Source organism: Acidimicrobiales bacterium, assembly GCA_025455885.1.
Taxonomy (GTDB): domain Bacteria; phylum Actinomycetota; class Acidimicrobiia; order Acidimicrobiales; family Acidimicrobilacustridaceae; genus Rhabdothermincola_A.
The window spans coordinates 135,366-155,865 of sequence record JALOLR010000007.1 but is presented as its reverse complement, the minus strand read 5'-3'; the positions used below and the strand labels follow the sequence as shown (position 1 = coordinate 155,865).

Below are 20,500 nucleotides of genomic sequence, written 5' to 3'. Positions count from 1 at the left end.
GCCGTGCAGCTGCGCGATTCCGAGGCCGACGCCGAGTTCCGGGCCACCGCCCGGGCCTGGCTGGTCGACGCCGTCCCCACGCTCCCGCCCGAACCCGACCCCACGGACTGGGACGGCCGGCGGTCCCGCGACACCTACTGGCAGCGCCTCCTGTTCGACGCCGGGTACGCGGGCGTCAACTGGCCGGCGGCCTACGGCGGACGGGGCGCCACCCCCACCGAGCACCTCATCTTCCTCGAGGAGGCCAACCGGGCCGGCGCCCCCGACGTGGGCGTGGGGTTCGTCGGGCAGAACCACGCCGGCCCGACCCTCATCGCCGAGGGCACGCCCGAGCAGCAGGCCCACCACCTCCGCGGCATCCTCACCGGCGAGCACGTCTGGTGCCAGGGGTTCTCCGAGCCCGAGGCCGGCAGCGACCTGGCCAGCCTTCGGACCCGGGCGATCCGCGACGGCGACCACTACGTCATCACCGGCCAGAAGATCTGGACCTCCCACGCCCAGGTCGCCGACTACTGCGAGATGCTGGTCCGCACCGACCCCGACGCCCCCAAGCACAAGGGGATCACCTGGCTCATCGTCCCCATGGACACCCCGGGCATCGAGGTTCGCCCGCTCGTCACCGTGCAGGGGTCGGCGGAGTTCGCCGAGCTCTTCCTCGACGAGGTGCGGGTGCCGGTGGCCAACCGCGTCGGGGAGGAGAACGACGGCTGGCGGGTGGCCAACGTGACGCTGAGCTTCGAGCGCGGCACCGGCTTCGTCGGCCAGCTCCTCGAGACCACCCGACTGCACGGCGAGCTGGTGCAGATCGCCCGCCGCACCCCGCGGGGCTCGGGCACCGCGTGGGACGACGCCGGCCTGCGCCGCGAGTTCGGCACGCTGGCCGCCGAGCTCGACGCCATGTGGGCCTTCACGAAGCGCAACGTGAGCGCCGGCGAGCGGGGCGGGATCCCGATCAGCGGCGGTTCGGGCTTCAAGCTGGCCTTCGGCACCCTCGTCCACCGCCTCGGGGACCTGGCCCTCCGGGTCCTCGACCGGGCATCGCTCAGCTTCGACGACGTCGACGGCCTGCCGACCGGTGCCCAGGTGCACGGCAAGCTCCACGCCTTCGGGGTGTCCACCGGCGGCGGCACCTCCCAGATCCAGCAGAACATCCTCGCCGAGCGGGTGCTCGGCCTCCCCCGAGAGGCTCGCTGACATGGACTTCGCACGCTCCGACGAACAGGTCGAGCTGACCGACATGATCCGGCGCTTCGCCGAGGACCGCTTCCCCACCGAGACGGTGCGGGCCTTCGGCGAGCCGGGCGGCTTCGACCGGGGGCGGTGGGCGGAGCTGGCCGCGCTCGGCACCTTCGGGATCGCCCTGCCCGAGGCCGAGGGGGGCGTGGGACTGGGAACGATCGATGCCGTGCTCGTGCACGAGACCCTCGGAGCGGCGCTCACCCCCGGGCCGCTCACCGCGGCGTCGCTGCTGGCCGGGCTGGTGCCCGGTGTGCTCGAGGGCGAGGTCGTGCCCGCCCTCGTCGAGCGACCGGCCCACGGGCCCTTCGTGGTCGAGCACCTCCGCGACGCCGACCTGCTGGTGGTGGTCGACGAGGACGGCTGGCGGATCCACCCCGCCGCCACCGTCGAGCGCGACGAGGTCGCGCACCCGACCGATCCCACCACGCCCGTCTCGATCGTCCGCGACCTCCCCGAGGTCGCGCCGTCCGGCGACGCCGGAGCGGCCGCCCGGCTGGGGCGTCTGGCCTCGCTCTACGCGTCCGCGCAGCTGGTCGGCGGCTCCGAGGCGAGCACGGCCCTCGCCGTCGGGTACGCCCAGGAGCGCCACCAGTTCGGTCGCCCCATCGGTTCGTTCCAGGGTCTCAAGCACCTCCTGGCCGACTGCCTGGTGCGCACCGAGGTGGCCCGCTCCTCGGTCTGGGCGGCCGGGGTGATCGCCGACGAGCCCGACGCCGGCGACCTCTCCCGGGCCGTTGCGGGCGCGCGGGTGCTGGCCGCCCGGGCCGGGACCGAGAACGCGAAGACCTGCATCCAGGTCCACGGCGGGATGGGCTTCACCTGGGAGGTGGACGCCCACCTCTTCCTGAAGCGGGCGTGGGTGCTGGAGACCCAGTTCGACACCCCCGACGGTGCGGCCGACGCCGTCGCCGGGATGCTGGTCGGCTGACCCCGCCTCCGGGGTTCAGCCCGCCACCGGGCTGGCGCCGGACGGGACCGTCACGACGTCACGGCTCGCCAGGAGCGCGACGACGGCGTCTCCCTGGCGGGCGAGCGCGGTACGAAACCGGTCGACGGCGCCGTCGGCGTCGCCGGCCACCAGGCTGGCGGTGACCGCGGCCACCGCCGCCCGCTGGGTGGCCATGGCGCCGGGCACCTCGACGAAGAAGTTCCCGGGCACGATGCTCGTCATCACCCGGGCCACCGAGGTGAGGCGGGGGGCGCGGGCCGCCCGGTTCAGGGCGGCGAGATAGGCGACGTTGGCCCGGTTGAAGGCCTCGGGATCGGTGGCGGTGGCCACCGCCTCGGCCGCTGCGCCGAGGTCGGCCAGACCGGCGGCGTCGCCCCGCTCGACCACCCGGCGGGCCATCAGGCCGAAGAGCTCCCCGAACAGCTCGTAGTGGTCGTGCACGTAGGCCGGGTCGAGTCCGTTGACGTAGGCCCCCCGGTGAGGCTCGATCGTCACCCACCCCTCCCGGTCCAGGGCGATGATGGCCTCGCGCACCGGGATGCGACTCACCCCCAGCTGATCGGCGATCTCGTCCTGGCGCACCCTGTCCCCGGGGCGCAGCTCGCCGTCGAACACCATCCGACGGATGTGGGCGGCCACCTGGTCACCGCTGCTGCGTCGGTCCACGGTCGCCATGGCCGGAGTCTAGGAAATATGAAATATGAACTCCTGCCACCGGCCGACCGTCACCGAGACGGACGGCGCCGTCGGAAGGGGGGCGGTGGTCAGGCGAAGCGGCAGCGACCCGTGTCGAGCACCACCCGACCGTCGTCACCACGGGTCTGGAACGTGGCCTCGCCGTCGGCGGTCAGCCAGATCTCGACGGTCAGCTCCTCCCCGGGGAACACGGGGGAGGCGAAGCGCCCGCTCATCGCCGCGAACCGGGCCGGATCGCCGTCGCAGAGGCGGTGCAGCAACGCCCGCCCCGTGAAGCCGTAGGTGCACAGGCCGTGCAGGATCGGCCGGTCGAACCCCCCGCGGGCGGCGAACGCCGGGTCGGAGTGCAACGGGTTGCGGTCGCCGGAGAGGCGGTAGAGCAACGCCTGGTCGGGCCGGGTGCGGTAGGTGACGACGTGGTCGGGCGCCCGTTCGGGCACCTCCTTCGACACCGACGGGCCCCGGTCGCCGCCGAAGCCACCCTCGCCCCGGATGAACATCGAGGTGACGTTCGTGAACAGCGGCCGGCCGGTGGCGACGTCGGTCGAGACGATCTCGATCTCCACCACCGCCCCCGAGCCCTTGTCGTACACGCCGGTCACCGTGCCCTTGCTCGACACGGTCCCCTCGACCGGGATCTCGCCGAACAGCTCGATGGCCTGGGAGCCGTGCACGAGCATCGCCGGGTTGAAGGTGCCGATGTCCTTCAGCGCCGCCGTGCCGCCGAGCATGAGCACGACCGCCATCGTGGGCAGCACCCGCTGGGGGGTGTCGGTGGTGTTCTCGGTGGTGAAGGCCAGCTCGTCGGTGCCCGCCCCGACGCCGAGGGCGTAGAGCAGCGCGTCCTTCGAGGTCCAGCTCGACTCGACGGGATCGGCGGTGGCGCCGACGGCATCGGGGTTCACGGGCATGACGGGCTCCTGGTCGGACGGGACGGGGTCATCGGGCGCCGAAGGCCCCGTCGACGATGGCGTGCAGATCGGCGAGGGTGAGACGGCACTCCCCTCCCGGGTCGCCGCTCACCGCCGGATCGGCGGCCTGGTACGCCTGCACGATGCCACTCAGGAGGCGGGCGAGCACGCCCGGGTCCCCCGGCCGCAGGAGACCGGCGGCCTGGCCGCGCCGGAACAGGTCGGCCTGACGCCCCATCACGACCCGGATGTTCTCGGCGAGGCGGTCCGAGGTCGGGGCCTCGGCGGCGAGCATCGTGGACCCGGCCGAGCGCAGGTAGAGCCGACCGAAGTGAGGGTGGCGGCCGAAGAAGCCGACCTGGAAGTCGACGAGGCGGTGGAGCTCGTCGACGGGATCGGCGGCGTCGGCGAGGGCGCGGTCGAGCTCGGGGAGGAACTCCGCCCCGCGCCGCAACCACACCGCCAGGAAGAGGTCGTCCTTGCTCGCGAAGAACGAGTACACCGACCCGACCGAGAACTCGGCCCGGGCGGCCACCTCCTTCAAGGTGGCCTCGTGGTAGCCCTTGGCTGCGAACACCTCCTCGGCGGCGTCGAGGAGCTGCTCGCGGGCCAGCTCCTGGTGCAGAAGCCGGCGCTGCTCGCGCCGGCCGCCCTCGGCGGCCGTCGTCGTCACCGCGGGCCCGTCATGGACGGCCGTTGCTCGGCCACTCCGGGCGGTGGTAGCCGTCGAAGCGCAGCTCACCGCCGCGCAGCTCGCGGATGGTCAGGAAGTCGCCCTTGTAGCCCTTGTGGTCGTAGGGGCCGAACTGGACGTAGCACCCCGGTCCGCCGTTGGTGGCGGGCATCCACCGGATCTTCTCGAGGCCGTCCTTCACGTACGACGGTGCGGGGATGGCGGCGTTGGCGATGCCGTGGATGGCCGCCCGGGCCGTGTCGTAGGCCAGCGCGATGACGACGTTGCCGGTCTTGCGACCGAAGCGGGCCTCGAAGCGCTCGATCATCTTGTTGTAGTTCGGGTTGGCGCCGTCCTCGCCGAGCTGGTCGACGCCGTGCCACCCCTCCAGGCCCTCGGCCCACCGGTCGGAGTTCGAATAGAACATGAACGCGGTGCCCATCACGCGGGGCGGGTCCCAGCCGATGGCCTCGAACGCCGATGCGAAGTGGAAGGTGGCGTAGCCGTAGCCCCCGTAGTAGATGCCCTCCACGCCGAGCTGGCGCATCTCGGCGAGGTCGTCGGCGAGGCCGACCGGGTTGGGCTCGAGCTTCACCTCGCGGACCACGGACATGCCCTGGCGCAGCGCCTCGTCACGGAAGTAGTCGGCGTAGTCCTTCCCGGACGACCCGGCCTCCCAGAACAGCCCGATCTTCTCGAAGCCCTTCGACGCCAACCACTGCGCGCACATGACGCCCTCGGTCGGGATGTCGCCGTTGGCGACGGTGAAGCAGTGCTCGGAGGCGAAGCGGTGGGCGCCGGTCCAGCCGATCGACGCCACCCCGAGCTCGTTGGCGGTGTCCTGGAGCACCAGGCAGTTGTCGGAGATCATCGGGCCGAGGACGACGACGCACCCCTGCTCGACCAGCCAGCGGTAGCCCTCGATGACCTTGCGGTAGTTCTCCCGGGGGAGGCCCCGGGCGTCGGCCACGACGAGCTGCACGGGGCTGCGGGCCCAGACGCCCTCGTTCATGGCGTCCTCGATGGCGAGGATGGTCGGGTCGATCCAGTCGGCCAGCAACTGGTTGAGGTCCATGTCGATGAGGATCCCGATCTTCACCGGCTCGAACGGGTCGCCCTGGGTCTGCAGCCCGCGGGTGGGCGGGTGGATGGTGATGTTCTGCACGGCCACGTCGACCGCCGGCCCGCCGCCCTGCCACCAGTGCTTGGTGGCCGCCTCGCCCACCCCACCCTCGAGGTGGGCACGGGTGCCGTGGGCCACGTTGGTGACCGCCCGGTCGGTCTCGGCGATGCCGAGGTCGACCGGCGCGGGGAACATCCGCTCGGCGTACCGGATCTCGTCGTCGTTGCTCACTGGGCCCCCTGGTTCGTGCGCCGCCCCCACGGACGTCGGCTCCTCACGACGGGGATCCCGCCGCCGACGCCACCCTAACCGGCTCGTCGGAGCAACGTTCATCCCACTGAAGTACGGTTCAGCGGGCGGGGCGGGCGCCCCGGAGCGAGGGAGCGCACATGCACGCCGACGACCTGATCCTGATCAGCGTGGACGACCACCTGGTCGAACCGCCGACGATGTTCGACCACCACACCCCCGCCCGGTGGAAGGACCGCTTCCCCCGGGTCGTGCGCACCGAGGTCGGCGACGACGTGTGGACCTTCGAGGGCACCGTCATCCCCAACATCGGCCTCAACGCCGTGGCCGGCCGCCCCAAGGAGGAGTACGGCATCGAGCCGACCGCCTTCGACGAGATGCGCCCCGGGTGCTGGGACGTGCACGAGCGCGTCAGGGACATGGACGCCGGTGGGATCCTCGGCTCGATGAACTTCCCGTCCTTCCCCGCCTTCAGCGGCCGGCTGTTCGCGGCCTGCGACGACAAGGACCTGGCCCTCGACGTGGTCCGGGCCTACAACGACTGGCACGTCGACGAGTGGTGCGGCGCCTACCCGGACCGCTTCGTGCCCATGGGCCTGCCGGTGCTGTGGGACCCCGACCTCGCCGCCGCCGAGGTCCGCCGCCTCGCCGCCAAGGGCGTCCACTCCCTCACCTTCACCGAGAACCCCTCGACGCTCGGGTACCCGAGCTTCCACAGCGACCACTGGGACCCGCTCTGGAAAGCGCTGTGCGACCACGACGTGGTGCTGTCCATCCACCTCGGCTCGTCCGGCCAGCTGGCCGTGACCGCCCCCGACGCCCCGGTCGACGTGATGATCACCCTCCAACCGATGAACATCTGCCAGGCCGCCGCCGACCTGCTCTGGTCACGGGTGCTGAAGAAGTTCCCCACCCTGAAGATCGCCCTCTCCGAGGGCGGCATCGGCTGGATCCCCTACTTCCTCGACCGGGCCGACCGCACGTACGACATGCACCACCTGTGGACGGGCCAGGACTTCGGCGACCGCCTCCCGAGCGACGTGTTCCGCGAGCACTTCCTCACCTGCTTCATCTCCGACCCCGTCGGCCTCGGGCTGCGCCACGACATCGGCATCGACAACATCGCCTGGGAGTGCGACTACCCGCACTCCGACTCGTCGTGGCCCTTCGCCCCCGAGGAGTTGGCCCGGGCGGCCGCCGGCATCCCCGACGCCGAGCTGCACAAGATCGGCCACGGCAACGCCATGCGCTGGTACCACTTCGACCCCTTCACGCGTCGCACCCGCGACGAGAGCACCGTCGGCGCGCTGCGGGCCGCCGCCCGGGGCCACGACGTGTCGGAGAAGTCCTACGACAAGGGCCGACACGAGAAGCAGGTCGGCATCGAGATCGGCAAGCTCGCCGCCAGAGCGACGGCGTAGTACTGATGGTGCCCTCGTCGGCTCCGCCTCCTCGGGACACGGCGCGGCTCGGTCGCTGGCGCTTCCCCTCGCCGCCCGACCACCACGCCCCCGCCGAGGCACCCCACCCAACGGTGCCCTCGTCGGCTCCGCCTCCTCGGGACACGGCGCGGCTCGGTCGCCCATGAGCACCTTCGAGCCGATCGTCCGGCCGGAGGGCCATCCGCTGGTGCGCGCCGAGGTGGTCGACGGCGACGTGGGGATCGTCACCCTCGCCGACCCCGAGCGGCGCAACGCGCTGCGCATCGAGCTGTCCCTCGACCTGGCCGCGGCGGTCGCCGAGCTCGTCGACGACGGCGTGGGGGCACTGGTCGTCACCGCCGAGCCGCCGGTCTTCTGCGCCGGCGGCGACATCGACGACCTGGTGGCTCCCCGCGCCGCGCTGCGCGACACCTACGCCGGCTTCCTCGCGCTGACCGGCTCGCCGGTCGTCACGGTGGCGGCCGTCGGCGGCGCCTGCGTGGGCGCCGGGGTGAACCTGCCGCTCGCTTGCGACGTGGTGATCGCCACGCCGAACGCGCGGTTCGACCCGCGGTTCCTCGACGTGGGCATCCACCCCGGCGGCGGCCACCTCCGGCGGCTGACCGACCGGATCGGTCGACAGGGGGCGGCCGCCCTCGCCCTGTGCGGCGACACCCTCGACGGCCGCGACGCCGAGACCAAGGGCCTGGCCTGGCGCTGCGTCGACGACGACGAGCTGCTCGCCACCGCCGTGCGCCTGGCCCGCCGCGCCGCCGGGCGCGACCGCGAGCTGGTCGCCCGCACCCGGGCCACCCTCGACGCCTCGCTCACCGTCGGCCACGACGAGGCCCTCGAGCTCGAGCTGGTCGCCCAGCAGTGGTCGATGGACCGTCCCGGCTTCGTCGACGGGGTGCGAGCGCTCCGCGATCGCCTCGGGCGCGGGGATCAGCGCTTGTCGTAGGTGATGCCGCTGGCCTCGACGTCCCAGGTGGCGTCGGTCACGGCCTCGTCACGCAGGTCGCGCTTGAGCACCCGACCGACCGGCGAGCGGGGCAGCTCGCTGCGGAACTCGATGTAGCGGGGCAGCGCGAAGTAGGGGAGCTGGTCGATGCACCAGCGGAACAGCTCCTCCTCGGTGACCTGCCGGCCCTCGGCGAGGGTGGCCGTGACCTTCAGGTCGTCCTCGGTGAGATCGCTCGGCACGGCGTGGACCGCCACGTCGGCGAGGGCGCCGTGGCCCATGAGGATGCGCTCGACCTCGAAGCTGGAGATGTTCTCTCCCCGCCGGCGGAGGTAGTCGGCCTTGCGGTCGACGAAGAACAGATAGCCCTCGTCGTCGATCCGGCCGATGTCGCCCGTGTGGTACCACCAGTTCCGGCTCGTCGAGACGGTGGCCTCGGGCCGACCCCAATAGCCGGCGAACATCACCTCGGGCCGCTTGGGACGGATGACGATCTCCCCTTCGTGGTCGGGGGGCACCTCGTCGTCGTCGTCGTCGAAGATCCGCACGTCGAAGTACTCGTCGTTGACGACCCCGGCGGCGTTGGGCTTGTTGCGCACGCCCGGCGGCTGCCAGGAGATCAGGCTGGCCTCGGTGACCCCGTAGGCCCCGCTGAAGGTGGTGACCCCGAAGCGCGACCGGATCACCTCGTCGACCTCGACGGGCATCGGTGCGGCCCCGATGAGACGCAGCGACGTGTTCGCCTCCGGTGCCCCTGACCTCGGCATCTCGGGCCGGTCGACGTCGTGCGCGAGCAGGTAGGCCATCGTGCCGAGGGTGGACGTGATCGTGGCACCGGTGCGGTTCATCTCGGGCCAGAAGTTCGACACCGAGAACCGCTTGTAGATCGCGGAACGGCCCCCGAAGACCAGCGGGCCCAGGACCGCGGTGGTGATGGCGTTGAAGTGGAAGAGGGGCAGCGGGGTCCACACCACGTCATCGGCGGTGCGCTCCCAGCAGGTGCCGATCTGGCGGGCGAGGGCCTCGTGGTAGTTGTGGCTGAGCATGCAGCCCTTCGACGGGCCGGTCGTGCCCCCGGTGTAGATGAAGGTGCCGAGGTCGGCGGGGCGGACGTCGACCGAGGGCGGCGAAGGGTCGCCGGCGAGCAGGTCGGCCCACGTGTGCACGGCGAGGGAGGGGATGGCGGGGGCGGCATCGGCGATGGCGACCACGTGGGCGAGCTCGGGCAGGTCGGCGGCGATGCGCTGGACGCGGTCGACGAGGTCGGCCTCGACGATCACCACCCGGGCTCCGGAGTCGTGGAGCTGGTGGCGGAGGTACTCGCCCTTGTACGCGGTGTTGACCGGGACGGCGACGGCGCCGGCGCGCACCGCGCCCCACCAGGCCAGCATCGCCTCGGCGGAGTTCTCGACGAGGGTGGCCACCCGGGCCCCGGGCCGCACGCCCAGCCCGATGAGGGCGTTGGCCAGGCGACAGGCCGTGTCGTGCACCTCGGCGGCGGTGACCTTCACCCCGCACACGTCGAGGTACTCGCCGTCGGGATCGGTGTCGAGGCGCCGGTCGAGGAGCTCGATCACGGTCGTCTGGTCCCCGCTGCGCCACACGGCGTCGCCCACGTCGACCTCCCCCTCCCGGGCCCCGGCGGCCCTCACCCGGGACTCGATCGTATATTGAATCCGACGGGTCCGGACCGGGCGGGCGCGCCGATCCGTTTCCGCACCGCGACCCGGGCGTGGGAGCCTGACCGACGTGACCGACGAGATCGAGATCCCCGACGACCTGCCCACCACCGTGGCCGGCGCCCTCGAGCGGGCCGCCCGCACCTTCGGCGCCGAGGAGGCCCTCGTGGAGGGCGACGTGCGCCTGAGCTGGACCGAGCTGCTGGCCGCCGTCGACGAGGCGGCCCGCGCCCTCGTCGCCTCCGGGATCGAGCCCGGTGACCGGGTCGCCGTCTGGGGGCCCAACATGGCCGAGTGGGCGATCGCCGCCTCCGCCGTCCATCGCGTCGGGGCCGTCCTCGTGCCGCTCAACACCCGCTTCAAGGGCCCCGAGGCGGCCTACATCCTCAACACCGCCCGCGCCCGCATGCTCTTCACGGTGTCGGACTTCCTCGACACCGACTACGTGGCGCTGCTCGGTGAGCGTGACGCCGTCCCGTCCGTCGAGGAGGTCGTCGTGCTGCGGGGGCCCGAGCGGCCCGACACGGTGGGGTGGACGTCCTTCCTGGCCCGGGCCGGCGACGTGGCCGAAGACGCCGCGGCCGCGCGGGCGGCGGCCATCGACCCCGAGGACCTGTCCGACATCCTGTTCACCTCCGGCACCACCGGGGCGCCCAAGGGGGCCATGCTGCGCCACGGCGCGAGCGTGCGGGCGTTCTGGAGCTGGGCGAGCGTGGTCGGCCTCGAGCGGGGCGACCGCTACCTGATCGTCAACCCGTTCTTCCACGCCTTCGGGCTCAAGTCCGGCATCCTCGCCTCCTACCTGAAGGGCGCCACGATCATCCCCCACGCCGTGTTCGACGTCCCGGCGGTGATGCAGCGCGTCGCCGAGGAGCGCGTGACGATGCTCCCCGGGCCGCCCGCGATCTACCAGACGATGCTCGACCACCCGGACCTCGACCGCTACGACCTCTCGTCGCTGCGGCTGTCGGTCACCGGGGCCGCCGCCGTGCCCGTGGAGATGATCCGGCGGATGCGCGAGGAGATGACGTTCCGCACCATCGTCACCGGCTACGGGCTCACCGAGGCGCACGGCATCGCCACCATGTGCCGCCACGACGACGACCCCGAGATCATCTCGGCCACGTCGGGGCGGGCCATCCCCGACGTCGAGGTCCGGGTGGTCGCCGAGGACGGCACCCCGGTCGCCGCCGGCCAGGCCGGTGAAGTGGTCGTCCGCGGCTACGTGGTCATGACCGGGTACTTCGAGAACCCCGAGGCCACCGCGGAGGCCATCGACGCCGACGGCTGGTTGCACACCGGCGACATCGGGATCATGGACGAGGCCGGCAACCTGCGCATCACCGACCGCATCAAGGACATGTTCATCGTGGGCGGGTTCAACGCCTACCCCGCCGAGATCGAGGGCGCCATCCTGCGCAACCCGGCCGTCAACCAGGTCGCCGTGGTCGGCGTGCCCGACCACCGGATGGGCGAGGTGGGCATGGCGTTCGTCGTGCTGCGCCCCGGCGCCGCCCTCACCCCGGACGAGCTGGTGACGTGGTGCCGCGAGGAGATGGCCAACTACAAGGTGCCCCGCCACGTCCGCATCGTCGACGCCCTCCCGATGAACGCCAGCAACAAGGTCCTCAAGTACCAGCTCCGCGACGAGGGCGTCGCCTCGCTCCCGGACTGACCACCGGCCTCGGGGCGCTCAGCTCCGGCCGTCGAGCAGCGTCGGGTCGGCGCGCAGCTCGGCGCGGACCATCGCCTCCCAGAAGCCCAGGAAGCCGTTGCCGTCGCTCACCGCCATCCGGTCGAGCCACGACCGGGGCAGCGAGGTGACCAGCTCGCTGCCGGCGGCGCGGACGTGCCACGCCCGCTGGCAGCGCTGCTCGAGGGCGACGGCGCGCTGGTGCACCGCCCGCACGGTGGACCCGAGCACGAACACGCCGTGGCCGGCCAGCAGCGCCAGGTCGGCCCCGCCCATCGCCTCGACGGCGGCGCCGGCCGCACCGGCGTTGTCGACCGCCCCCTCGTACTCGTCGACCAGGACGAGCTCACCGCCGCCGAGGCTCGAGCTCTGGTCGAGCGCCGGGGGCACCTCCTTCATGTCCGCCCACACGGTCCCGTAGAGCGGGTGGGAGTGCATGGCCACGCCGACGTCGTCGCGTCGACGGTGCAGCTCGAGGTGCAGGGGGATGCCGAGCGGCGCCGGCCAGTCGCCTTCGACGACGTTCCCGTCGAGGTCGATGCGGATGACGTGCTCGGGACGCAGCTCGTCCCAGGTGAGCAGCCACGGGTTGCACAACAGCGTGCCGTCGTCCTGGGCGATGGTGATGTGGCCGGCGAGGTGGTCGTCGTAGCCCTCGCGCCAGAGCGTGCGGGCCAGCAGCACCAGCTCCTCGCGCGGCGTGAGGTCGGGGAGCAGCTTCTCGGCGGTGGGGCTGAAGGCCATGGTGCGTCGGACCCGGCGGTCAGCCGACGCGGGCGGGAGCCGGCGGGGCGTAGCTCTGCCAGGTGGCGAGGTCGCGCTCGTCGGCCAGCCGACCGACCCGGGTGACCGTGTCGACGTCGGGCGACTCGGCCCGCAGCGCCGCCACGGTGCAGCTCTCGCGGGGTCGGGTGGCGAACGGGTCGAACCGGAAGGCCCGCATGGCGTTGAGGTGGAAGACCTTGTCGGCCTGGGCGTCGGTGAGCCCCGCGGCGACCGTCTCCATGAGCGCCTCGGGGGCGTTGGGCCACGTCGAGTCGGAGTGCGGGTAGTCCGACTCCCAGCACACCATGTCCTCGTCGAGGTGGCCCAGCAGCTCGGCGCCCACCGGGTCCTGGATGAAGCACACGTAGACCCGTTCGAGGAACGCCTCCGAGGGAAGCGTCCCCTCGGGCATGCGGGCCTTCGTCCACCCCTGGTGACGGCGGTAGACGTGGTCGGCGCGCTGGAGGAAGTGGGGCAGCCACCCGATGTCGCCCTCCGAGAGCGCGAAGCGCAGCCGGGGGAACCGCTCCCACCAGTTGCCCCACACCAGGTCGCCGGCGGCGTAGGCCGAGCCCACCCCGGAGAGGGTCATCGCCACGCTGGGCGGGGCGTCGTGGGAGGTGAAGGCGCTCTTGCCCGACGAGCCGATGTGCAGGCAGATCACCGTGCCGAGGTCCTGGCAGGTGGCGAACAGCCGGTCCCAGTGGTCGGTGTGCAACGACGGGAAGCCCCACGGTTCGGGGTTCTCCGGGAAGGTGATGGCGTGGCAGCCCTTGCCGGCGAGACGCTCGACCTCGGCGGCGGCGCGTTCGACGTCGAACCACGGCACGATGCCGAGGGGGATGAAGCGGTCGGGGTAGGTCGCGCACCAGGTGTCGAGGTGCCAGTCGTTGTAGGCCCGCACCATGACCTCGTTGACGTCGGCGTCGGGCCCCTGGTTCAGCACCTGGCCGGCGAATCCGGTCCAGTTGGGGAAGTTCATCCCGGCGAGCTGGCCGCCGGCGTTCATGTCGCGCACCCGCTCGTGCACGTCGTAGCAACCGGGACGCATCGAGTCGTAGCGCAGGGCGTCGACGTTGTAGAGCTCGGGTGGCTTGCCGGCCACCGCGTTCAACCCGAGGTTCCGTCCCCGGATGTCGCCGTAGTACCACTGCTGGACGTCGCCGCCCTTCTCGTCGCGCACCACCGGCACGTGCTCGCGGTACTTCGCCGGCACGTGGCCCTCGAACATGTCCGCCGGCTCACAGATGTGGTCGTCGACGCTGACCAGGATCAGATCTTCCGCTCGCATGGTTCCCCCTCCGCGTGCTGTCCCCCCGACGTTAGACGCCACGCACTCAGCGAGGCCCGGCGGGCGACGGGGAGACCCGCTGACCGTGGTCCCGATCAGACGACCACGACGTCGACGAGGTCCCCGAGGGCCTCGAAGTCGGCGCCGTTGCGGGTGTAGAGGGGCAACCCGGCGGCGCAGGCGGTGGCGGCAATGAGCAGATCGACCGCGCGAGCACCACGCGCCTTGCACCCGGCCGCGACGACGACCGCGTAGACGCGTCCGTAGGCCCGGGCGGCGTCGCTGTCGAACGGGAGTGGGTCGAAGGCCGCCTCCGCCCGCTGCAACCGGTCCTGGCGACGGGCCCGCTCCTGGGCGTCGCCGGCCGCATGAGGGCCGGCCGCCAGTTCCGCCATCGTCAGCGCACTCACGGCGACCTCGACGGGGAGCGACGAGGGCTCGATCTCATCCAGGTCGATCACGACCGAGGTGTCGAGCAGACCGCGAGCCGGGCGGCCGGGTTCAGCCACGGGGCTCGGGATCCTGGCTCACGACCTCGTCGAGGTCGGCCCGGAACCGGTCGTAGTCGACCTTCGGGGCGCCCCGGAACAGCGCCACGGCGGCCTCGGCGGTGACGAAACGACGGCGCCGCAGCGGTGTGAGCTCCCCCACCGGCACGCCGTTGCGGGTCACCACGAAGGTCTGGCCCTCGTCGAGCTGGCGCATGATCTCGCCGCTCTCGTTCCGCAGCTCCCGCTGGGTCAGTTCTCTGCTCACGGGGGTCAATGTAGCACGCGTGCTACGGGTCGGGAGGTGACCTCAGGGCAGCACGACGTCGGGCAGCGGGTGGCGGAACAGCGCCGCGGCGTTCTCCGAGCACATCATGCGGAGCTCGTCGGCGGGGATGTGGCCCCAGGCGTCGTGGATCACCGACTGCACGTCCGGCCAGGTGCCGTCGCCGTGGGGGTAGTCGGTCTCCACCATGATGTTCTCGACCCCGATGCGGTACCGGGTGTCGATGGTGCTCGGGTCGTCGAGGGTGCAGAACCAGAAGTTGCGCTGCAGCACGTCGGCCGGGCGGACGTCCCAGCCCATGCCGTAGCCGGAGCGGTCGACGATGTTGTCGAGCCGGTCGAGCAGCATCGCCACCCAGCCGATGCCGCCCTCGCTCATGGCGATCTTCACCGTCGGGTACTCGACGGCCCACCCCGACCACAGCCACTCGGCGGCGGAGATCAACGCCACGGAGCTGAAGAGGGTGGCCCCGAGCTGGAGGCTCGGTGACCCGGGCGGGCCCTGGTGGATGCCCGAGCTCCCGACGTGCAGGCAGATCACCGTGTCGGTCTCCACGCAGGCCTCGATGATCGGCCGCCAGTGGTCGCGATCCCACAGCGACGGCAGGCCGATCCTGTCGGGGCGCTCGGGGAAGCTCACCGCCGTGAAGCCGCGGGCGGCGTTGCGCCGGATCTCTGCGGCCGCGGCCTCCGGGTCGGCGAGGTAGGCGATGCCGCCACCGATGATGCGGGTGGGGTACGCCGAGTACCACTCGTCGTGGAGCCAGTCGTTCCAGGCCCGCGTGCACGCCTGGCCCACCTCGACGTCGGCGGCGGCGAAGAACACCCGGCCGCAGAACCCGGTGATCTGTGACGGGAAGTTGAGGCTGGCCCAGACCCCGGCGAGGTCCATGTCGCGGACTCGGGCCTCGATGTCGTAGCAGCCGGGGCGCATCTCGCTGAAGCGGGTCGGCTCGATCTTCACCGTCTCCTTGCGCCGCCCGGCGATGGCGTTCATGCCGACCTGGAGGAACGTCTGGCCCTCGAAGTGCCAGATCTCCTGGCCGTGCTCGTTGGCGATGATCTGCGGGCCCCGCTCCTGCAACGCCGTCGGGAGGTAGCGCTCGAAGAGGTAGCCGGGCTCCACCACGTGGTCGTCGACCGAGATGATCGTGTAGCGAACCTCACGCGGTTCGGGCTCGGGAAGGAACAGCTCCGGATCGAGCTCGAGTGTCATCGATGTCCCCCTCGTCGCGACCCCACCGGACGGGGCCCTCCACCTGCGAGATGGTAGGAAAGATCGGGGCCGTGAGGGACACGGGGAGAGGATCGCTGACAGGCACATGGGCGCTCACCCGTTCCGCGACGTGGCCGTGGTCGGCGTGCACAACACCGCCCAGGCCCGCGTGCTCGAGGGCCACGACAGTCGCAGCATCACCATGGAGGCCGCGCTCGGTGCGCTGGCCGACGCCGGGCTCACCCCGGGCGACGTCGACGGCGTGGTCGGCCCCATGGGCAGCGACTTCCTCTACCAGTCGCGCACCGGACCGTCGTGGCGGTCGATGTCCGCCCTCGGCATCCCCGCCCTGCTCGAAGGGGCGGCGGCCATCGCCACCGGCCTGGCCGACGTGGTGCTCTACGCCACCGGCGAGGCCGGCTCCTACCGCGAGCACTCGGCCACTGCGCCCTGGACGCGGCCGACGAACGAGTTCGTGCTGCCCTTCGGGATGTTCACCGCCGCCGAGTTCGCGCTCATGGCCCGACGGCACATGCACGTGTACGGCACCAAGCCCGAGGCGCTCGCCGAGGTGGCCGCGACGATCCGCAACAACGGCCACGTCAACCCCGATGCGGTGTACTCCGGTCGAGGGCCCTTCACCGCCGCCGACGTGCTGGCCAGTCGCATGGTCGCCGACCCCTTCCACCTCCTCGACTGCGCCATGACCAGCGAGGGCGGCGCGGCCATCGTGTTGGCCCGCGCCGACCGGGCCGCCGACCTCCCCTCGACGCCGGTGTTCCTGCTCGGCGGCACCACCGACCACATGGGCCCGGCCTACCAGCACCCGCCTGCGTTCGATCTCGGCGGGCGGCGAGGCGACGACCTCGTCGCCGGCTGGGTCGGGCGGCGGGCGGCCCGCCACGCCTTCGCCACCGCCGGCCTCGGACCCGACGACGTCGACGTGTGCGAGCTCTACGACCCGTTCAGCTTCGAGATCATCCGCCAGCTCGAGGCGTTCGGGTTCTGCGGGGAGGGGGAGGGCGCCGACCTCGTGGCGGACGGCGCCATCGGCCCCGGGGGCCGATGGCCGGTGACGACCGACGGTGGGACGATGTCGTTCAGCCACGGCGGCGCCGCGGTGCAGCTGCTCCAGCGGGTCATCCGCGGCGTGCACCAGCTCCGGGGCACGTGCGCATCGATGCAGGTCGAGGGCGCCGAGGTGGCGCTGTGCACCGGCGGCGGGGCCGGAGCGCTCTTCACCGACGTCGCGATCCTCGGAAGGGAGCGACCGTGACCCTGCTCGTCCCCCAACCAGAGGGCATCCCGACGCCTGCGCCGTCGGAGGTGTCACGTCCCTACTGGGAGGGCTGCGCCCGCGGCGAGCTGCTCTTCCAGCGCTGCGGGGACTGCGGAGCGGCGACGCACACCCCGGCCGCGATCTGCTCGGCGTGCTGGTCGACGTCGCTGGCGTGGGAGCCCTCGGCGCGACGAGGCGTGGTGTACAGCTGGACCGTCGTGTGGCGCCCCCCGGTGCCCTCGTTCGTGGTGCCCTACGCCCCCGCCATCGTGGCGATGGACGAGGGGTGGCACCTGCTCACCAACGTGATCGGGATCGACCACACCGAGGTCCGCGTCGACCAGCCGGTGCGCATCGAGCTCCACCCGGTCGGGGGCGGCGCCTCACTGCCCTACGCCCGACCGCTCTGAGGGGTCTCGCCGGCCCGGTCGGCGGCGGCGAGCAGGTCCCGGGCCCGTCGGGCGAGGGGCTCGTCGACCATCTGGCCCTCGAAGGCGATGGCCGCCACGCCGTCGGCGGCCGCGGCGTCGTAGGCGGCGAGCAGACGGCGGGCCCGGTCGACCTCGTCGGCGGACGGCACGAAGGCAGCGTTGGCCAGCGGCACCTGTGAGGGGTGGATGCACAGCTTGCCGGCGTAGCCCAGCGCCCGCGCCTCGGCGGCCTCACGGACGAAGCGGTCGTGGTCGGCGAGGTCGACCACGACCATGTCCAGCAGCGCCACCCCGGCCAGGCGCGCCGCGAGGGCGACCCCGGCGCGGGCGACGGCCACCTCGGCGTTGCCGGGCGTCCGCTGCCCACCCATGTCGGCGACGAGGTCCTCGGCTCCGAAGTACGCGCCGTCCACTCCGGCGGCGAGCACGGCGCGGGCGTCGGCCACGCCCAGCGCGGTCTCGACGCCGGCGACGAGGGCCACCCCGGCGCCGCCGGCGTCATCGAGCGCCGCTCGCACGGCGGTCACCTCGGCGACGGTCTCGAGCTTGGGCACCACGACCCCGTCGAGGCCGGGCAGGCCGGCCACGGCGGCCACGTCGGGCACGAGGAGGTCGGTGCCCACGGCGTTGACCCGCACGAGCACGGCGGGCCCGGCCGCGGCGAGCGCCCCGACCGCGGCCCGGGCGAGGTCGCGGGCCCGGTCCTTGTCGGACGCCGGCACGGCGTCCTCGAGGTCCACCACGACGGCGTCCGGGCCGCTCCGGGGCAGTTTGGCGATCATCTCCGGACGGGTGGCCGGGGCGAAGAGCACGCTGCGCCACCGGGCCCCGCTGCCCCGCCGGTCGTGGTCCATGTGCGCCCCCTTCGCCACCGTCGACCCTATTGCGACACCACGGTCAGCGGTGCCGGGGCAGGCCGAGCACCCGCTGGGCGACGATGTCACGCTGGATCTCACTCGTCCCGCCGGCCACCGACGCGGCCCGCGAGTACAGGTACTCGGCGAGCACCCCGGGCGCCGCGCCGGTCAGGGCGTCGGCGCCGACGACGCCGACGGCGACGTGGTGGAGGAGCTGTTCGGTGCGGGTCGACAACAGCTTGTCGATCGAGCCCTCCGGCCCCGGCGGGGCCCCGTCGTCGCGTGCCGTGAGGCTGCGCAGGACGTGGGCCCGCAGCACCTGCACGGCCACGTGGGCACCGGCGAGGGCCTCGGCGTCGGACGGGTCCACTCCCTGACGGCGGGCCCGCTCGGTCAGCTCACCCAGCGTGCGCAGGTAGCGCGAGGAGAAGCCCACGTCGGTCGGACCCCGCTCGTACCCGACCGTCGTCATGGCGATCTCCCAGCCCTGCCCCGGGGCCCCGACGACCGCGTCGAGGGGCACCCGCACCCCGGTCAGGAACACCTCGTTGAACTCGGTGTCGCCGTTGGACTGCACGATGGGGCGGACCTCGACACCCGGGTCGGCCATGTCGACGACGAGGGCCGAGAGGCCGCGATGGGCGGGGGCGTTCGGATCGGTGCGGGCCAGCAGCAGGCACCGGTCGGCCCAGGCGGCGTCGCTGGTCCAGACCTTCTGGCCGTCCACCACCCAGTGGTCGCCGTCGGGGACCGCCCGGGTGGCGACGGCGGCGAGGTCGCTGCCGGCGCCGGGCTCGCTGAAGCCCTGGCACCAGATCACCTCGCCCGACAGCAACGGGGGCAGCTCGCGGCGCTTCTGCTCGTCGCTGCCGAAGTGCAGCAGGGCCCGACCGAGGAACCCGACGTGGGGCGCGGGAGGCGCGCCGGCCCGTCCGACCTCGTCGTTCAGGATGGCCTCGTAGACCTGCGGGAGCCCCCGGCCCCCGAACTCGACGGGCCACGACAGGCCCATCCACCCTCCGGCGTGGAGCGACCGGTGCCAGTCGTTCCAGAACCGGGCCCGGGCCTCACCGCCGAGCGGCCAGGGACCGACGGGGGCGTTCCGGCGGAGCCAGTCGCGCAACCCGGCCCGGAACCGGGCCGCGTCCGGGTCGTCGCGGAAGTCCATCAGCGCGCCGCCCCGCCGACGAGCGCCTCGGCGATCCGCCCGAGCTGGTGGCGCTCGTCACCCAGCAGCCGGCCCGCCAACAGGGCCCGCCGTTGGAAGAGGTGCCCGGGGCACTCCCAGGTCTGGCCGAGGCCGCCCCACACCTGGAGGGCCGCCTCCGCCACCTCCAACCCCACCCGCGCGCAGTGCGCCTTGGCCACCCGGGCCGCGGCGAGGGCCTCGTCGGGCCCCTCGTCATCCGCCGCCCACGCCGCGTACCAGGTGATGCTGCGCGCCGACTCGACCGACACCAGCGCCTCGGCGCAGAGGTGCTGGACGGCCTGGAACGAACCGATCGGGCGCCCGAACTGGTGGCGGTCGCGGGCGTGGGCGACGGCGAGGTCGAGGGCGGCGTGCATCGCACCGAGGAGGTCGGCGGACAGCCACGTCAGGGCGTGGGCCTCGGCGCGCCGACGCGCCGACGGGTCGAGCGGATGCCCGATCGGGTCCCCGGCGACGAGGTCCGCCCGGGCCGTCGCCCGCGTCGGGTCGACGCCGTCGAGGGCCTCCCCGGCCGTGCCGAGGACGAGCCCCACCGCATCGTGGGAGCCGGTCCGCCAGCCCACCACCGGGTCCCCGGGCACGGCGTCGACGGCCGTGCCCCGCTCGGCGAAGGCGGCGAGCCCGTCGTCGACCACCACGCCGTGGGCGTGACCGGCCACGATGGCGGCGACGGCCTCGTCGGCCCGGGCGAGCAAGGCCAGCTCGAGCGCGACGACCGTGCCGAGGTAGGGCACCGCCACCGGGCCGCGGGCGAGTTGCTCCACGACGAGCGCCACGTCCACCGCGGTCGCGTCGGCGCCGCCGAGCTCCTCGGGGGCCCGCATGGCCACCAGCCCCGCCCCGACGACGGCGCCCCACGCCCCGGCGTCGTGCGCGGGCGCGAGCCCCGGCGCCGGCGGGTGCGACCTCCAGCGCTGCGCCAGGCGGGCACAGGTGTCGACCAGGAGCCGCTGCGCCCCGCTCAACCTCACCTCGGTCACGGCCCTCCCCTCGCCACGTCGCCCGGGACGCTACCGGTGCCGGACGACGCGACGACCCGGGTGCGCCGGGGCCACCCCGGGGGCGTACGCTCGCCGCTCGTGCG

At 73.0% G+C, this 20,500-nt stretch carries 20 protein-coding genes; 7 read left to right on the top strand and 13 right to left on the bottom strand.

The genetic code is table 11. The annotated features are described in order from the left end of the window. Nucleotides 1-3 precede the first annotated feature (3 nt). On the top strand, nucleotides 4-1,194 hold the full coding sequence (locus tag MUE36_07695) for an acyl-CoA dehydrogenase family protein (GenBank protein MCU0310808.1): 1,191 nt from the start codon (nucleotides 4-6) through the stop codon (nucleotides 1,192-1,194). 1 nt (nucleotide 1,195) lies between these two features. After that, entirely contained in the window at nucleotides 1,196-2,167 is a 972-nt protein-coding gene (locus tag MUE36_07690; protein MCU0310807.1) for an acyl-CoA/acyl-ACP dehydrogenase, read from the top strand. 15 nt (nucleotides 2,168-2,182) lie between these two features. Here the strand turns inward: MUE36_07690 and MUE36_07685 are convergent, their stop codons facing one another. From MUE36_07685 to MUE36_07670, 4 genes are all read right to left on the bottom strand, one after another. Then, nucleotides 2,183-2,863: a GntR family transcriptional regulator gene (locus MUE36_07685; protein ID MCU0310806.1), complete on the bottom strand. Its 681-nt coding sequence runs from the start codon at nucleotides 2,861-2,863 to the stop codon at nucleotides 2,183-2,185. Between the two features lie 89 nt (nucleotides 2,864-2,952). Continuing rightward, nucleotides 2,953-3,795, bottom strand: coding sequence for an enoyl-CoA hydratase (locus MUE36_07680; GenBank protein MCU0310805.1), 843 nt, complete (start codon nucleotides 3,793-3,795; stop codon nucleotides 2,953-2,955). Between the two features lie 28 nt (nucleotides 3,796-3,823). Then, nucleotides 3,824-4,468: a TetR/AcrR family transcriptional regulator gene (locus tag MUE36_07675; protein ID MCU0310804.1), complete on the bottom strand. Its 645-nt coding sequence runs from the start codon at nucleotides 4,466-4,468 to the stop codon at nucleotides 3,824-3,826. Between the two features lie 10 nt (nucleotides 4,469-4,478). Beyond that, complete coding sequence (locus MUE36_07670; protein MCU0310803.1) at nucleotides 4,479-5,822, bottom strand: ABC transporter substrate-binding protein; 1,344 nt, start codon at nucleotides 5,820-5,822, stop codon at nucleotides 4,479-4,481. Nucleotides 5,823-5,980: 158 nt separating this feature from the next. Between MUE36_07670 and MUE36_07665 the strand changes: the two genes are divergently transcribed. Together MUE36_07665 and MUE36_07660 are read left to right on the top strand one after the other, a co-directional pair. Continuing rightward, entirely contained in the window at nucleotides 5,981-7,261 is a 1,281-nt protein-coding gene (locus tag MUE36_07665; GenBank protein ID MCU0310802.1) for an amidohydrolase, read from the top strand. Between the two features lie 163 nt (nucleotides 7,262-7,424). Beyond that, entirely contained in the window at nucleotides 7,425-8,222 is a 798-nt protein-coding gene (locus MUE36_07660) for an enoyl-CoA hydratase-related protein (GenBank protein ID MCU0310801.1), read from the top strand. On the opposite strand, the gene MUE36_07655 is transcribed toward MUE36_07660, so the two are convergent. After that, nucleotides 8,207-9,874: an AMP-binding protein gene (locus MUE36_07655; GenBank protein MCU0310800.1), complete on the bottom strand. Its 1,668-nt coding sequence runs from the start codon at nucleotides 9,872-9,874 to the stop codon at nucleotides 8,207-8,209. The genes MUE36_07660 and MUE36_07655 overlap by 16 nt on opposite strands. A 115-nt stretch (nucleotides 9,875-9,989) precedes the next feature. Here MUE36_07655 and MUE36_07650 point away from each other — a divergent pair, with 115 nt between their 5' ends. After that, nucleotides 9,990-11,576: a FadD3 family acyl-CoA ligase gene (locus MUE36_07650; protein MCU0310799.1), complete on the top strand. Its 1,587-nt coding sequence runs from the start codon at nucleotides 9,990-9,992 to the stop codon at nucleotides 11,574-11,576. An 18-nt stretch (nucleotides 11,577-11,594) separates the two neighbouring features. Here MUE36_07650 and MUE36_07645 read toward each other — a convergent pair whose 3' ends face one another. The 5 genes from MUE36_07645 to MUE36_07625 all read right to left on the bottom strand — a co-directional run bounded on the left by MUE36_07645 (nucleotide 11,595) and on the right by MUE36_07625 (nucleotide 15,639). Further along, entirely contained in the window at nucleotides 11,595-12,338 is a 744-nt protein-coding gene (locus tag MUE36_07645; protein ID MCU0310798.1) for a class II aldolase/adducin family protein, read from the bottom strand. Nucleotides 12,339-12,357: 19 nt separating this feature from the next. Next, nucleotides 12,358-13,650, bottom strand: coding sequence for an amidohydrolase (locus tag MUE36_07640; GenBank protein ID MCU0310797.1), 1,293 nt, complete (start codon nucleotides 13,648-13,650; stop codon nucleotides 12,358-12,360). A 95-nt stretch (nucleotides 13,651-13,745) separates the two neighbouring features. After that, nucleotides 13,746-14,159, bottom strand: coding sequence for a type II toxin-antitoxin system VapC family toxin (locus MUE36_07635; protein MCU0310796.1), 414 nt, complete (start codon nucleotides 14,157-14,159; stop codon nucleotides 13,746-13,748). Then, on the bottom strand, nucleotides 14,152-14,406 hold the full coding sequence (locus MUE36_07630; GenBank protein ID MCU0310795.1) for a type II toxin-antitoxin system prevent-host-death family antitoxin: 255 nt from the start codon (nucleotides 14,404-14,406) through the stop codon (nucleotides 14,152-14,154). Before MUE36_07630 ends, MUE36_07635 begins: the two co-directional genes overlap by 8 nt. Nucleotides 14,407-14,448: 42 nt before the next feature. Beyond that, the gene (locus tag MUE36_07625; protein MCU0310794.1) at nucleotides 14,449-15,639 is read right to left on the bottom strand and encodes an amidohydrolase; all 1,191 of its coding nucleotides are present in this window, start codon (nucleotides 15,637-15,639) and stop codon (nucleotides 14,449-14,451) included. A 106-nt stretch (nucleotides 15,640-15,745) separates the two neighbouring features. Here MUE36_07625 and MUE36_07620 point away from each other — a divergent pair, with 106 nt between their 5' ends. Next, on the top strand, nucleotides 15,746-16,915 hold the full coding sequence (locus MUE36_07620) for a thiolase family protein (protein ID MCU0310793.1): 1,170 nt from the start codon (nucleotides 15,746-15,748) through the stop codon (nucleotides 16,913-16,915). Beyond that, nucleotides 16,912-17,328 (top strand): OB-fold domain-containing protein, encoded by a 417-nt coding sequence (locus MUE36_07615; protein ID MCU0310792.1) that lies wholly within the window; start codon nucleotides 16,912-16,914, stop codon nucleotides 17,326-17,328. The genes MUE36_07620 and MUE36_07615 overlap by 4 nt, the downstream gene beginning before the upstream one ends. Here the strand turns inward: MUE36_07615 and MUE36_07610 are convergent. Genes MUE36_07610 through MUE36_07600 form a run of 3 tightly spaced genes read right to left on the bottom strand, consistent with a single transcriptional unit; the run spans nucleotide 17,310 to nucleotide 20,396 of the window. Next, nucleotides 17,310-18,221 (bottom strand): CoA ester lyase, encoded by a 912-nt coding sequence (locus tag MUE36_07610; GenBank protein ID MCU0310791.1) that lies wholly within the window; start codon nucleotides 18,219-18,221, stop codon nucleotides 17,310-17,312. The two genes, MUE36_07615 and MUE36_07610, sit on opposite strands and share 19 nt — an antisense overlap. A 25-nt stretch (nucleotides 18,222-18,246) precedes the next feature. Further along, the gene (locus MUE36_07605) at nucleotides 18,247-19,374 is read right to left on the bottom strand and encodes an acyl-CoA dehydrogenase family protein (GenBank protein ID MCU0310790.1); all 1,128 of its coding nucleotides are present in this window, start codon (nucleotides 19,372-19,374) and stop codon (nucleotides 18,247-18,249) included. Next, nucleotides 19,374-20,396: an acyl-CoA dehydrogenase family protein gene (locus tag MUE36_07600; protein MCU0310789.1), complete on the bottom strand. Its 1,023-nt coding sequence runs from the start codon at nucleotides 20,394-20,396 to the stop codon at nucleotides 19,374-19,376. The genes MUE36_07605 and MUE36_07600 overlap by 1 nt, the downstream gene beginning before the upstream one ends. Between the last annotated feature and the right edge of the window lie 104 nt (nucleotides 20,397-20,500).

Bases quoted from the DNA above. Each gene is read 5' to 3' on its own strand.
- MUE36_07690 (MCU0310807.1), top strand. From the start codon at position 1,196: ATGGACTTCGCACGCTCCGACGAACAGGTCGAGCTGACCGACATGATC.
- MUE36_07685 (MCU0310806.1), bottom strand. From the start codon at position 2,863: ATGGCGACCGTGGACCGACGCAGCAGCGGTGACCAGGTGGCCGCCCAC.
- MUE36_07680 (MCU0310805.1), bottom strand. From the start codon at position 3,795: ATGCCCGTGAACCCCGATGCCGTCGGCGCCACCGCCGATCCCGTCGAG.
- MUE36_07665 (MCU0310802.1), top strand. From the start codon at position 5,981: ATGCACGCCGACGACCTGATCCTGATCAGCGTGGACGACCACCTGGTC.
- MUE36_07660 (MCU0310801.1), top strand. From the start codon at position 7,425: ATGAGCACCTTCGAGCCGATCGTCCGGCCGGAGGGCCATCCGCTGGTG.
- MUE36_07645 (MCU0310798.1), bottom strand. From the start codon at position 12,338: ATGGCCTTCAGCCCCACCGCCGAGAAGCTGCTCCCCGACCTCACGCCG.
- MUE36_07640 (MCU0310797.1), bottom strand. From the start codon at position 13,650: ATGCGAGCGGAAGATCTGATCCTGGTCAGCGTCGACGACCACATCTGT.
- MUE36_07625 (MCU0310794.1), bottom strand. From the start codon at position 15,639: ATGACACTCGAGCTCGATCCGGAGCTGTTCCTTCCCGAGCCCGAACCG.
- MUE36_07620 (MCU0310793.1), top strand. From the start codon at position 15,746: ATGGGCGCTCACCCGTTCCGCGACGTGGCCGTGGTCGGCGTGCACAAC.
- MUE36_07605 (MCU0310790.1), bottom strand. From the start codon at position 19,374: ATGGACTTCCGCGACGACCCGGACGCGGCCCGGTTCCGGGCCGGGTTG.